11 protein-coding genes are annotated in these 13,006 nt (G+C 27.8%); 2 read left to right on the forward strand and 9 right to left on the reverse strand.

Annotation, left to right across the window (positions count from 1 at the left end; genetic code table 11):
• Positions 1 to 518 precede the first annotated feature (518 nt).
• From fliS to BUA77_RS11175, 4 genes are all read right to left on the reverse strand, one after another.
• On the reverse strand, positions 519 to 986 hold the full coding sequence (gene fliS / locus BUA77_RS11160) for a flagellar export chaperone FliS (protein WP_072890210.1): 468 nt from the start codon (positions 984 to 986) through the stop codon (positions 519 to 521).
• Positions 987 to 1,002: 16 nt separating this feature from the next.
• On the reverse strand, positions 1,003 to 2,964 hold the full coding sequence (locus tag BUA77_RS14565) for a flagellin N-terminal helical domain-containing protein (RefSeq protein ID WP_072890212.1): 1,962 nt from the start codon (positions 2,962 to 2,964) through the stop codon (positions 1,003 to 1,005).
• 67 nt (positions 2,965 to 3,031) lie between these two features.
• Entirely contained in the window at positions 3,032 to 3,295 is a 264-nt protein-coding gene (locus BUA77_RS11170) for an EscU/YscU/HrcU family type III secretion system export apparatus switch protein (RefSeq protein ID WP_330390099.1), read from the reverse strand.
• An 11-nt stretch (positions 3,296 to 3,306) separates the two neighbouring features.
• Positions 3,307 to 6,054: a DUF6240 domain-containing protein gene (locus tag BUA77_RS11175; RefSeq protein WP_072890216.1), complete on the reverse strand. Its 2,748-nt coding sequence runs from the start codon at positions 6,052 to 6,054 to the stop codon at positions 3,307 to 3,309.
• A gap of 153 nt (positions 6,055 to 6,207) precedes the next feature.
• On the opposite strand from BUA77_RS11175, the gene BUA77_RS11180 reads away from it, so the two are divergent.
• Together BUA77_RS11180 and BUA77_RS11185 are read left to right on the forward strand one after the other, a co-directional pair.
• On the forward strand, positions 6,208 to 6,552 hold the full coding sequence (locus BUA77_RS11180; RefSeq protein ID WP_084605736.1) for a hypothetical protein: 345 nt from the start codon (positions 6,208 to 6,210) through the stop codon (positions 6,550 to 6,552).
• A 77-nt stretch (positions 6,553 to 6,629) separates the two neighbouring features.
• Positions 6,630 to 7,073, forward strand: coding sequence for a YaaR family protein (locus BUA77_RS11185; protein WP_072890218.1), 444 nt, complete (start codon positions 6,630 to 6,632; stop codon positions 7,071 to 7,073).
• Between the two features lie 43 nt (positions 7,074 to 7,116).
• On the opposite strand, the gene prfB is transcribed toward BUA77_RS11185, so the two are convergent.
• The 5 genes from prfB to BUA77_RS13940 form a co-directional block, all read right to left on the reverse strand.
• Positions 7,117 to 8,221 (reverse strand): peptide chain release factor 2 gene (gene prfB, locus BUA77_RS11190; protein ID WP_143151354.1). Its coding sequence is split into 2 segments (ribosomal slippage): positions 7,117 to 8,145 and positions 8,147 to 8,221, totalling 1,104 coding nucleotides; the frame shifts between segments, so codons are not numbered across the junction.
• A 9-nt stretch (positions 8,222 to 8,230) separates the two neighbouring features.
• Entirely contained in the window at positions 8,231 to 10,903 is a 2,673-nt protein-coding gene (secA, locus tag BUA77_RS11195) for a preprotein translocase subunit SecA (protein WP_072890222.1), read from the reverse strand.
• A gap of 190 nt (positions 10,904 to 11,093) precedes the next feature.
• Positions 11,094 to 11,624 carry a ribosome hibernation-promoting factor, HPF/YfiA family gene (gene hpf, locus BUA77_RS11200; protein ID WP_072890224.1) on the reverse strand — a complete coding sequence of 177 codons (531 nt, stop codon included), beginning with the start codon at positions 11,622 to 11,624 and terminating at the stop codon, positions 11,094 to 11,096.
• 588 nt (positions 11,625 to 12,212) lie between these two features.
• Entirely contained in the window at positions 12,213 to 12,596 is a 384-nt protein-coding gene (locus BUA77_RS11205) for a coiled-coil domain-containing protein (protein WP_072890226.1), read from the reverse strand.
• A gap of 131 nt (positions 12,597 to 12,727) precedes the next feature.
• Positions 12,728 to 13,006, reverse strand: a 279-nt coding sequence (locus BUA77_RS13940) for a hypothetical protein (protein ID WP_159428980.1), incomplete at its 5' end; no start/stop codon positions are given.

Raw genomic sequence — 13,006 nt, forward strand, 5'->3', positions numbered from 1 at the left:
CAACCTGTAATTCTTTTAAGCTTAACTCTTCTTGAAGTATTTTTTCTATATTCATACTACCTCTCCTTTTTAATTTCTTACAAAGTCATTATATCAAAAAAACTATATGCTAAAAAACTAATTTAATTCCAGTATGATACTTTTTTTGAATTTTATTGAATATTAGTTCTAAAGTATTATAAAAAAGTCTTTATTCTAAAGATTTTACAATGTAGACTTTTTTAAAATTTCATGGCGCCAACGAATTCTAACGAATTCCGTTGCTTAAAACTCATAACGGAATTTATATTTATCCACAATTTAAATAGGAATATAATTTCCTATTCGTTATAAAAAAATTCGCTTCATGCTATCGCATGGCTCATGTCGCCAACGAATCTATCGATTCCGTTGCTCAAAATAGTTGATATTGTAGTACTTTTAGTAATGTTATCCACAAGTTAAAAAATTTATAATATCCTATAGAGTAAAAAAGCCTCTTGTTATTCTCTTTAAGAATAACAAGAGGCTTTTTTGCCTTATCCTTTTTCCCATCTATTTTCACTATTTACTACATAATCATTAACGTATCCTTTGCCGTATGTCATCCCAGCTACTAATCTAGGACCTTTATTTTTATCAATGTTTTCTTTATATATTTTTTCACCAAGTTCGCTCCAGCCTTCATAAAGAGGAGTTACTATTTTTATTGCTTCTTCAAGTTTAGATTTATCTTTTTTTATATCAGCATCAGTTATAAGCTTATTTATATATAAATATAAGCTTTTATAATTATTTGTAATTTCTGAGCCGCCTTTTAATGTAGCTATAAATTCAGATATTATATCTCTAGATTTATTTATTGATTTATTAAAATTTTCTCTATCACTATCAATGTAATTAATACATTCTTTTAAAGTATCTATTAATCCTTCATATAAAATAGCAACAAGTTGTGCTTCATTAGCAGTTGCTACTCTACTTGCTAGGTACTGCTTTTCTATCATAAATTATCCCTCACTTTTAACCAAGTAATTTAAGGATTGCTTGTGGTTGTTGATTAGCTTGAGCAAGCATAGATACCCCTGCTTGTTGAAGTACATTTAGTTTTTGATAGTTAGCCATCTCAAGCGCCATGTCAGTGTCTTCTATTCTAGACATAGCTGCTGTTAAGTTTTCTGATGTATTATCAAGATTTGCAATAGTATGCTCAAGTCTATTTTGAGTAGCTCCAAGCTTTGATCTTTCAGATGCTATTTGAACTATAGCATTATCAAATACTTTGATAGCCGCTGAAGCCTTTTCTTCAGTTGATACATCTATTGCATACTCTACCATACTTGAAGAAATTCCGTCTGTAACAGTTGCTCCTGTTTTTACATAAGAAGCTCCTTTAACTCCTGGGTTTCTTGTAGGATTATCTGCACTTATTTTTAAGTTTTTAGCACGAATATCTCCTATTTGAAGGCGAAACTCTTGACCTGTATTTGCACCTACTTGAAGATTAGTTGTAAAATCATCAGGAGTTCCTTCAAGATAAACTAAGTTACCATCAAATCCTGGATTATTAAATTTAACAATTAACCTAGCATTATTAGATGTTCCTAATCCTGAATCAAACTTAGGATCTTCACTTAAAGTTACTCCATCTATTCCCGTTGCAAATTTATTAACAATTTCATCTACAACAGCTTCAGCAGTTGTTTTGCCTGATATATCAATAGGTCTATTTGATCCTATATATGGTGCTACACTACTATCAAAAAATTCTATAGTTTCATTTCCTATTTTAATAGTTGAACCTATTTCAGGTACTCCATCAAAATAGAAGCTTCCCTCTGCTGTATTTGTTGCATTCTCTGCTGTTCCTGTAGTAGGATTTTCTATTATTTTAGATTCTACAGGTGTAGCTACTAAATCAATGCCCGAAAGGTCTATTGTTCCTGCTCCTGTTACAGTAAATTTACTCATATCTAGTCCTGCTGGCGCTCCTGTTGTTGCTCCTTGTATTAATGCTTCTATATCCGATGTTGCATAATCTGCTTTATCTGTTTCTAATGTTATAGTTAATACATTATCATTCCAAACTGCTGTTTCTGCACCTGCTCCTTCTGTAAATTTAATAGTAATATCACTTTTACCTTTATTATCAGCACCAGCATTAATTGTCAAATCAACACCTGCTAGTGTAGCTTTTCCAGTTGCTTGTGTAGAATCATAAACTGAGTTAAACAGATTAACCGCAGCGCCACTTCCATCTATTTCCACTTTACTTAAACCACCTATAGATGATGTTGTTATTTCAACACTTCCATTTTTATCCAAAATGGCTTTAGCACTATCTCCTAAAGCATCATTTACAAGTTCCATAAAGTCATCTAATGTAGTAGAACTATTTGTTTGCGTTAAGTTAACTACCTTTTCTTCTCCATCTATCCATATAGATAATTGCTCACTTTTGAGATCAAATCCTCCAGCACTAACTGATGTCAAATCTACGTTACCTGTATATTGTGCTGGTTTTCCCGTAGACATTCTATGAACTAAAGCATGACTATTTGGTCCTTCATTTCCTTTTAATATACTTCTTGTATTATATTCTGTTCCATTTGCAATTCTATTTACTTCAGAAGTTAACTGGTTTATTTCGTCTTGTATAGCCTGTCTATCAGAGTCTGCTGCTGTACCATTTGCAGCTTGAACTGAAAGTTCTCTCATTCTTTGAAGCATAGAATGAATCTCCGCCATGGCACCCTCTGCTGTTTGAACAAGTGATACCCCATCTAATGAGTTTCTTGATGCTATTTTAAGTCCGTTTATTTGAGCTCTCATTTTTTCTGTTATTGCCATACCAGCAGCATCATCACCAGCTCTATTTATTCTCTTTCCTGAAGATAGTTTTTCAAGAGATTTTTGAGCAAAAGCATTATTAACATTTAATAATCTATGTGCATTCATAGCAGATATATTGTGATTAATTCTCATTTAAATATTGCCCCCTTAACAATTTTAATAATTACATTTACTTTATCGACTTATAAGTTTAAAAACTTTACTCTTTTTCACCCTTTTTTTGGTCTATATTTTCAACAAAAACTAGGACTTTGGCTACAATTTCAAATAGTTCTCTTGGAATTTCACTTCCTAAATCTAAATTTATAAGATTATTAGTTAAATTATCATCTTTATATAAAGGAACATTATTTTCTTTAGCTTTTTTTATTATTTTCTCAGCTACATATCCCTTTCCAGATGCAGTCACTCTTGGAGCATAATTTATTTCTTCATTATAGCTAAGAGCTACAGCTTTTTTCATCATATCACCCTCTAAATTTTAAGGTCTAAAAATCCTTTACTTATACTGTCTTCTTCCTTTTCTTGTGATATATCAATTATATTTTCATTATCTACATCAAATGAAATATCATCTAAGTTATATCCTATATCCTTTAAAAGATTTTCTAATAAATCTTTATAATTTTCTATGTGATTTTTATTTTCAACATTATTTATTCCCATTTTTATACTTACATTATCTTTATTGACACCTAAATGAATATTTATATTTCCCATATTAGCTGTATTTAAACTTAAAACTACATCCATATCATCTTTATCTATTTTTTTGCCTGATTTTTTTCTGTCTCTAAAATACATGTTAAGATTTGAAAACTGTTCATTAATCAATAGTGGGAATTGAAGAATTTTTTCCTCTTTATTAAATATATAGCTTCTTTCTAAAGATTCCATTAAATCTTCATATTTTTTATTAAAGTCTTTATTTATTTTATCATCAACATTAACATTATTTTGCATATCCTTTATAGCATTTGATATATCTTCATAAACTTTTTTAGGATCTAATTTTCCATCTTTAGCATCTTTTGAAATATTTTTTACTGTTTGTTTTAATTTATATATACTTTTTTTAGATACTTCATCTTCTCTACCCTCTAAAAATCTTACAATATCTGATATTTTATGTCCTATTTGGTCTTTATTTTTGAAAAATGATGAAGTTTTTTTAATTTCTTTTAAAGACATACTTCTATTATTTTTCATTATAAAAGCTATAGAAGCTTCTCTTTCCTTATTTATAGTGGTAATATTATCAGTAAATGTTTTTAAGTAATTGTTTATTTTTGTTTGCGACTTATCAATATTGTTTTTGAAATCTTTTACATATTCAGATAAATCATCTAAATTCATATATTCTATTTCTAAACCTTTACTTAAACTATCCTTTACAATATTACTAGTTAAATTATCTTTTATATATTTAAACTGACCATAAGATTCATATACTCTTTGTATATTTATTTTGCTTAGATTTAAACTGTTTTGAATAAGTGATTTTGCAACACTAACTGCTTTATCAAATCCTTTTATATCTTCTTTTTTTATCCCAAATAAATTTATATTATCTTTTACATATTTTTTGACTATATTTTCATGCTTAGGTTCAAGTTTTTTTGATATTTTAATCTTTTTATTTAAATTGTTTATATTATCATTTTTATTATTTAATAATAAATAACTACTGTGTATATTATTTAATGTCATAGGCATTTTATTTTTAAGCTGAAATGACAATATATTAAAGTCTAAATTCTTAATATCACTAAATATTTGAGTAAGTTTATTTATAGAGTTAATTGAAGAATTTAATAAATTACTACTTTGATTTTTCATATTACTAATATCATTTATTAATGTATCTTTTGATTTGAATATAACTTTTTCTATTTTGTTTATTTCAAAATCTACATCCTTTTTAAGTAATGTTAATAAATCTTTTTCACCTATATTTTTTAAATTATCTATTTTTTGAAGTATATCTTGTACTTCTTTATCTTCTACTTTTATATCTGTTTGAATATTTCCTATATCTTTTATTTGTTTTGCAAGCTCTCTTATGTCTAATTTTTCTATATCAATTTTAGACTTAATAAGTGCTGCCGCTTTATCTTTATTTAAATTTTTAGTTATATAGCTTAAAGCTTCTTTCATTTCATTAACATTTTTTATATTTTCTTTTGTAACTTCTAATCCATTTTTTATAAATTTTTTAGCTAAGTGTATATTATCATCAACATTCATATTCATATCTTCAAGAAGAAATTTTATATCTTCCTCTAAAAGTCTAAGATCTTTTTCTGTAACTTTATTAACTTTAGGTAAAAAAGTTTCATATACTTTAGCAGAAATACTACTTATTTTATCACTAACTTCAACTACTCCTTTTTTGATAAAGTTTTTTATTTTATAAAGATTGTCTATTGTAGCATCCACCTTATTTTTTACTGTATCTATAAACGTTTCATCTTTTATATCAGATAACTTATCCAGCTTATAAAATATATCATTTACTCTTTCTATATTCTTTTTTGTAATACTTACATTTCTTTTATACAGCACCTTTATAATATCTGTTATATCTTTTCCCATCTTACTTCCATATATCTTCTTAGCAATTTCTTCAGCTTCATCTGTTGTAACTTCCTTCTTCATTTTAAAAAGCTTCGAAAAAGAAAATCCTTCTTTTTCATTTTTTATTTCATCAAGTGCAGCTGCTATTTTTTGAAGTGAATCATTCTCAATATCTATATTCTTATCTAAAAGCTTAACTGCACTATCATAATCTAGACTTCCTACTATTTCATCTAAATAGTTTTTACTAAAAACAAAAGACATTATATTTTCTTTAGACAGTTTTATGCCATGGCTATTAAGTGTTTTTACGGCATTTAAATTATCTTCACTTAATTCTATATTCAATTTCTTTAGCACATCTGAATACTTTACTCTTTCATCTTCAGTAATTTTAACTTCACTTGATGAATCAACCACCTTAGAACTAATTATCTTTTTCTTATCTATTACCACTGTATCTCCGACATTAGCATCAATTTTTTCTTTAAGCTTTGCTTGAATAATTTTATTATCTCCAACATCAATTTTTACTTCACTTTCATTATTTTCAATCAAAGTTCCTCTAACTTTAAATGATGTATTAAAAGCACTATAAGCATCAGATACTACGTTATAAGCCTCACTAGAAACTTTATTGAGCATTTGGTTCACCCTTTTTTATTTTATTTGTATTTTATATCGACATTTTTTGTTTATTGCTTTAGATAAGTAAAAATTTTCTACCAAAAAATCGCTGTTTTTAGAATAATACCTATGGTAAAATATAAATATGAAAATATAAAAGGAGTTGATAAAATGGAAAGTCAAATACTCGATATTTTAAGAAATATACAAAATGATATTAATACTATAAAAAGTGATGTCAACGAATTAAAAAGCGATGTTAGCAAATTAAAAAGCGATGTCAACGAATTAAAATCTGATGTTGAATTAATAAAAATACAGCAAAAAGAAGACCATAAAATTCTTAAAGCACTAGAACACAGAACTGATGAACATAAAGCACTACTTGATCAACTTAATCATAGAGTTGCTAATGTCGAAGGAGATGTTAAATCAATAAAAGATGATATTGTATATTTAGAAACTATAAGTGTTCATAATGCAAATGATATAATTAAATTGAAAATAGCAAAATAATCTATAAATACCATAAAAGTTACATTTCTTTTGCCGATAAAATAAAATAGAAGCGGTAAAAGAAGGGAGCTGAAAATTTGAATGGAATTAATCAAGTAAATAATATAAATAAACAAAATAACGTAAATACTATAAAGCCAAAAGAATTAAAACGCACAGAATTTAAATCTAAATTTGAAAAAATAAAATCTGAACAAGTAAGAGAACATCTAAAAAATATATATGATAAAATAGTAGAACAATCTGATAAAATAGGTGAAAAACTTTATCTAAAAGATTTAATAGAATACAAAAAGCTAGTTAGAGAATTTTTAAATGTAGCCGTAAATAACTCTCATGTTTTTTCTAAGGAAAATTTTCTAGATAGAAGAGGTCGTCATAGAGTATACGGAATTGTAAAAAATGTTGATAGAGAATTAAGTTCACTTACAAGAGAATTTTTAAATGAAGAAGTTGACAGACTTTCAATCATCAAAAAACTTGATGGAATTAAAGGAATGCTCCTTGATGTATTTATGTAAAATTCACTTAAACAAAAATAAGGAAGGGAAAATTTCCCCTTCCCTATTTTTTTGTGTACTTTAAATATTCATTCATAAATATATCTATATTTCCATCCATTACCCCTTGCACATTTCCAACCTCTACATTGGTTCTATGATCCTTCACTAAGGTATACGGCTGAAATACATATGATCTTATTTGGCTTCCCCAACTAATCTGAGAATACTCTCCTTGAATATCTTCAATCTTTTCTTTTTGCTCAAGTTCTTTTAACTCTATTAATTTTGCCATTAACATTTTCATAGCTTTATCTTTATTTAAATGCTGAGATCTTTGATTTTGACACTGTACTACTATACCAGTAGGTAAATGAGTTATTCTAACAGCTGATTCTGTTTTGTTTACATGCTGTCCTCCAGCACCTGATGCTCTATAAGTATCTATTTTAAGATCACTAGGATTTATATCTACTTCAATATCATCATCAAGTTCAGGAATAACATCTACTGAAGCAAAGGATGTGTGTCTTTTTCCTGAGGTATCAAAAGGAGAAATTCTAACTATTCTATGAACCCCTTTTTCTCCTTTCAAATAACCATATGAATTTGTTCCTTCTATTAATATAGTTGCACTTTTTATCCCAGCTTCAGGGTCAGATAAAATATCTAGTATACTAGCTTTATATCCTTTGCTTTCTGCCCATCTAGTATACATTCTAAGAAGCATTTTAGCCCAATCTTGAGCATCAAGGCCTCCACTTCCTGCATGTATTGAAAGTATAGCATTATTTTTGTCATATTCACCACTTAAAAGAGTTTTTATTTTCATTTTTTCTATATTAGAATTTAACTCTTCTATAGAAGTATTAACTTCTTTTTCAAGTGATAAATCTTCTTCTTCAAGTGATAACTCCATTAAAACTTTTATATCCTCTAAAGAATTTTCAAGATTTTCAAATTCAAAAATAGTTTCTTTTAAGGATTTATTTTTTTGAAGAAGCTTTTGAGCTTTTTCATTATCTTCCCAAAAATTAGCTTTACTCATTTCTTGTTCTTGAGTCTGTATCTTCTCTTTTATTTTAGAAATGTCAAAGAGAAGCCCTCAATTCTTCTATAGATTTTTTCATTTCATCTATTTTTTGGTTATATTCTTGAATATTAAGCATTTTTTCCTCCTATATATTTTTACCACAGCATTTTTTATATTTTTTGCCACTTCCGCAAGGACAAGGTTCGTTTCTTCCAACACTTTCACCTTTTACAACAGTTTTTTGTTCTTCTCCATCTGTAGATAAAGTATCTAAATCTACTACCTGCTTTCTTTCAATTCTTTCTTCTATAGTAAAGTTATATAAATATTTAATAGTTTCTTCTTGTATAGATTTTATCATTTCATCAAACATATCAAATCCTTCAAATTGATATGCCCTTACAGGGTCTTCCTGTCCTATTGCTCTAAGTCCTATGCCTTGACGAAGCTGTTCCATGGCATCTATATGATCCATCCACTTAGTATCTACAACTTGAAGAAGAATTACTCTTTCTATTTCTCTCATTCTATCTTTTCCTATTTCGCTTTCTCTTTGATCATATAGTTTAATTGCAATATCCATTATTATATTCTTTATCTTATCTCTATCAAGTTCTTCTATATTTTCAAATACTATAGATTCTCTAGGTAAGAATATGGAATATAAATGTTCCTTTAATCCTTCTAAATCCCATTCTTCTGGATAAGTTCCATCTGCCGTATAAATATCTATAGCATTTTGAACTGTTTTTTCTATCATGCTCATTATATGATCTTTAATATTCTCTCCTTCAAGAACACTTCTTCTTTCTTTATATATAATTTCTCTTTGCTTATTCATAACATCATCATATTGAAGAACATGTTTTCTTATAGAGAAGTTTTTACCTTCTACTTTCTTTTGAGCTCCTTCTATTGATTTTGAAAGTATTTTATGCTCTATAGGCATATCCTCTTCCATACCAAGCTTATCAACAATCCCCATTATTCTTTCACTTCCAAACAGCCTCATTAAATCATCCTCAAGACTTATATAAAATCTTGAAATTCCTGGATCTCCTTGACGTCCAGCACGACCCCTTAGCTGATTATCTATCCTTCTAGATTCATGTCTTTCAGTACCTATTATACAAAGACCTCCAGCTTCTAGAACTTTTTGTTGCTCTTTATCTGTAATCTTTTTAATTTCACTATATATTCTATTATATTCTTCTTTAGCTGATCTTATTTCTTCATCATCTATATCTATAGGAGATGTAACCATTGATAAAACATAATCACTATATCCTTTTTTCTTAAGCTCTTTTTTAGCTAAAAATTCAGGATTTCCTCCTAAAATTATATCTGTACCACGACCTGCCATGTTAGTTGCTATAGTTACAGCTCCAGACTTACCTGCTTGCGATACTATTTCTGCTTCTTTTTCATGATGCTTTGCATTAAGCACTTCATGACGTATTCCTTTTTTCTTTAGCATAGCTGAAATTTTTTCTGAGTTTTCTATAGATATAGTACCAACAAGTACAGGCTGATTATTTTTATATCTCTCTTCTATTTCTCTTACTACTGCTCTAAATTTACCTTCAACAGTCCTGTATATAGCATCAGGTAAATCTTGTCTTTGAATAGGTTTATTAGTAGGTATTTGCACTACATCCATACCATATATAGATCTAAATTCTTCTTCTTCAGTTTTAGCTGTACCTGTCATACCTGATATTTTTTTATACATTCTAAAATAATTTTGAAATGTTATTGTAGCAAGTGTTTTTGACTCTCTTTGAACCTTTAACCCTTCTTTTGCCTCTATAGCTTGATGTAATCCATCAGAATACCTTCTACCAAACATAAGTCTTCCAGTGAACTCATCAACTATAACTACTTCTCCATCCTTAACCACATAATCCACATCTCTTTTCATTTGATTATGAGCTTTTAGAGCTTGGTTTATATGATGGTAGGTTTCCATATTAGACATATCTGTTAGATTTTCTACTCCAAAGAATTTTTCACCTTTTTCTATACCTTCTTCTGTTAATGCTACTGAGTTTGCTTTTTCATCTACTGTAAAGTCAACTTCATTTTTTAACATTCTTACAAATTGATCTGCTGCAAAATAAAGACTTGTAGATTTATCTCCAGCTCCTGATATTATAAGAGGAGTTCTAGCTTCATCAATAAGTATTGAGTCAACTTCATCTACTATTGCAAAATTTAATTCTCTTTGAACCATTTGATCCTTATATATAACCATATTATCTTTTAAATAATCAAATCCAAATTCATTGTTTGTTCCATAAGTTATATCACAATCATATTGTTTTTTTCTCTCTTGTGGGCTTTGTCCATGAACTATAACTCCAACAGAAAGACCTAAAAATTCATATAATTTTCCCATCCATTCCTTATCACGCTTTGCAAGATAGTCATTTACTGTTATTACATGAACTCCCTTTCCTGTTAATGCATTTAAATAAACAGGAGCTGTTGCAACTAATGTTTTACCTTCTCCTGTTTTCATCTCAGCAATTCTTCCTTGATGAAGAACTATACCACCAATGAGCTGAACTCTATAGTGCCTCATTCCAAGAACTCTCTTTGATGCTTCCCTTACAACTGCAAAAGCTTCAGCAAGTATATTATCTAAAGTTTCTCCACCTTTTAATCTTTCCTTAAAAACATTTGTCATATTTTTAAGTTCATCATCACTCATACCTTCAAACTTAGATTCTATTTCATCTATTTTATCAACCATTTTTTCTAGCTTCTTTATTTCTCGCTTTCCTCCAATACCAAATATATCCTCTAAAAATCCCATACATTTTACCTCTTTCCTATTAATTTCATTAATATATATTTTAACATAGGTTAATAAATATATAAATTCATTTATTCGCAAATAAATTGTAAAAAAAATTCGCTTCTTGTTATCGCATGGCTAAGGATTATAACTTCCTATTCATTACAAAAATAAAAAGTGGGAATCATTCCCACTTTTTATTTTTATATTATTCCTGTTCTATTATACCGTAATCTCCAGACTTACGCTTATAAACTACATTCATTTCATCAGTTTCAGAATTTGTAAATACAAAAAAGTTATGTCCAAGTAATTCCATTTGAAGTATTGCTTCTTCTTCACTCATTGGCTTAAATCCAAATTTCTTTCTTCTTACTATTTTAATTTCACTATCTTGATTATCAGCTATATCATCTATATTTTCAAATCTTATACTATTACTGTCATGATGTTTATTTATCAATTTAGTTTTATATTTTCTAAGTTGCTTACTTAATTTATCTACAACTACATCTATAGCAGCATATAAATTTTCTTGAGAATCTTCTGCTCTTATTATATTCCCACTTATAGGTATAATTGTAACCTCTATTGTTTGTCTATTTTTCTTAGCTCTAACAGTTGCTCTAACATCTATATCATCATTAAAATATTTTTTTATTTTTGTCAATTTTTCTTCTACTGTTAATTTTATTCCCTCTGTTAATTCAATGTTTTTTCCAATTATAGTTAATTTCATAAAGCCATCCCCTTTCGCTACTGAAAGTAATTAAATTTATAATACATAGAAAATTACAGAAAAGTTTTTAATTTAATCTATGTATTCAACTTAGTTAATATTATAAGAGCATTTTTTGTAATAAAGACTTTTTTACATTTGTTTAATTATATTTTACCCACTAACAATTTATTAAAACAATTTTTTGTAGTTAAATTTTGTTTATTATATTACTGTTATTATACATTATATTAGGTAAATTTTTCAAGATTTCATGTGGATAGTTAATTATAAATTCAGTGGATAATTTAAATAATCACTTGTGGATAATGTGTATAATTCTGTGAATAACTTATATTACTATATTTTAATTGTGGATGATTATTAGCAAAAGTCCACAGTATTGTTAGTTTTTAAACATTAAAAATTGTCGAAATTTATAAAATTCAACAAAAATTCGCTTCATGCTAACGCATGGCTCATGTCACCAACGAATCTATCGATTCCGTTGCTTAAAATAATTGATGCTGTAGTAATTTCATCAACGTTATCTACAAGTTGAAAATACTACAATTTCCTAGTAAGCAAAAAACCACTTTAAAAAGTGGTTTAGCCATTATTTGCTTTGGTATTAATTTGTTTTAATGTATATATTTCTTTTTCAGTTTCTATTTCTTTATGAAGCACAAATTTTAGAGTATCTTTTATATCTTGAAAATTTTGTTCCGTATCAACTTTAAATTCTGTTAAATTAGCTACTTGATCAAATGTAGCATCTAATTTTTTACTCATTCTACTAAATTCTTCTTCTAATTTATCTACCTTACTTTCTAATCCATCAAATCTTTCTTCTAATTTATCTACCTTACTTTCTAGTCCATCAAATCTTTCTTCTAATCTATCTACCTTACTTTCTAGTCTATCGAATCTTTCCTCGAATTTAGATTCCATTGATGTAATCTTCTCTAGTATAACATTTAATATCTTATCCACAATCATCACCTCATACTATTATATCTCATGCTTTAATTATACTATATATCCTTATTAATTTTAAAAAAATTTTCTTACATTTATATAAGAACAAAATATCACTTCGTGATACTCTCAGATGAGTAGCAGAGCTACTCATCTGTATTTTTTGAAACTAATTCACCATTACATTTTGGACATATAAGTATAGGCATTTTTACTTCAAAATTCTCAATATCACAACCAGAAGCAAAAAAGTCATCTTCAATAAATTCATCAATAATAAACCTAGGTACATCTTCTTCAAATCCACACTCCAAACATTGATATCTGTAAGTCTTCTCGTCTGTTTCTATCCCAAAGGGATACGCTTCCTCGTCCTCTCCCATATCTAGGAAGTTCTCTTTCTCTAAATCTTTCATTATCGGGTA

This window comes from Tepidibacter formicigenes DSM 15518, assembly GCF_900142235.1.
In the GTDB taxonomy this organism is placed as follows: Bacteria; Bacillota; Clostridia; order Peptostreptococcales; family Peptostreptococcaceae; genus Tepidibacter; species Tepidibacter formicigenes.

What these genes read in the sequence shown, in the direction of transcription:
- fliS (WP_072890210.1), bottom strand. Translation starts at nt 986, where the DNA reads ATGATAGAAAAGCAGTACCTAGCAAGTAGAGTAGCAACTGCTAATGAA.
- BUA77_RS14565 (WP_072890212.1), bottom strand. Translation starts at nt 2,964, where the DNA reads ATGAGAATTAATCACAATATATCTGCTATGAATGCACATAGATTATTA.
- BUA77_RS11170 (WP_330390099.1), bottom strand. Translation starts at nt 3,295, where the DNA reads ATGAAAAAAGCTGTAGCTCTTAGCTATAATGAAGAAATAAATTATGCT.
- BUA77_RS11175 (WP_072890216.1), bottom strand. Translation starts at nt 6,054, where the DNA reads ATGCTCAATAAAGTTTCTAGTGAGGCTTATAACGTAGTATCTGATGCT.
- BUA77_RS11180 (WP_084605736.1), top strand. Translation starts at nt 6,208, where the DNA reads ATGGAAAGTCAAATACTCGATATTTTAAGAAATATACAAAATGATATT.
- secA (WP_072890222.1), bottom strand. Translation starts at nt 10,903, where the DNA reads ATGGGATTTTTAGAGGATATATTTGGTATTGGAGGAAAGCGAGAAATA.
- hpf (WP_072890224.1), bottom strand. Translation starts at nt 11,624, where the DNA reads ATGAAATTAACTATAATTGGAAAAAACATTGAATTAACAGAGGGAATA.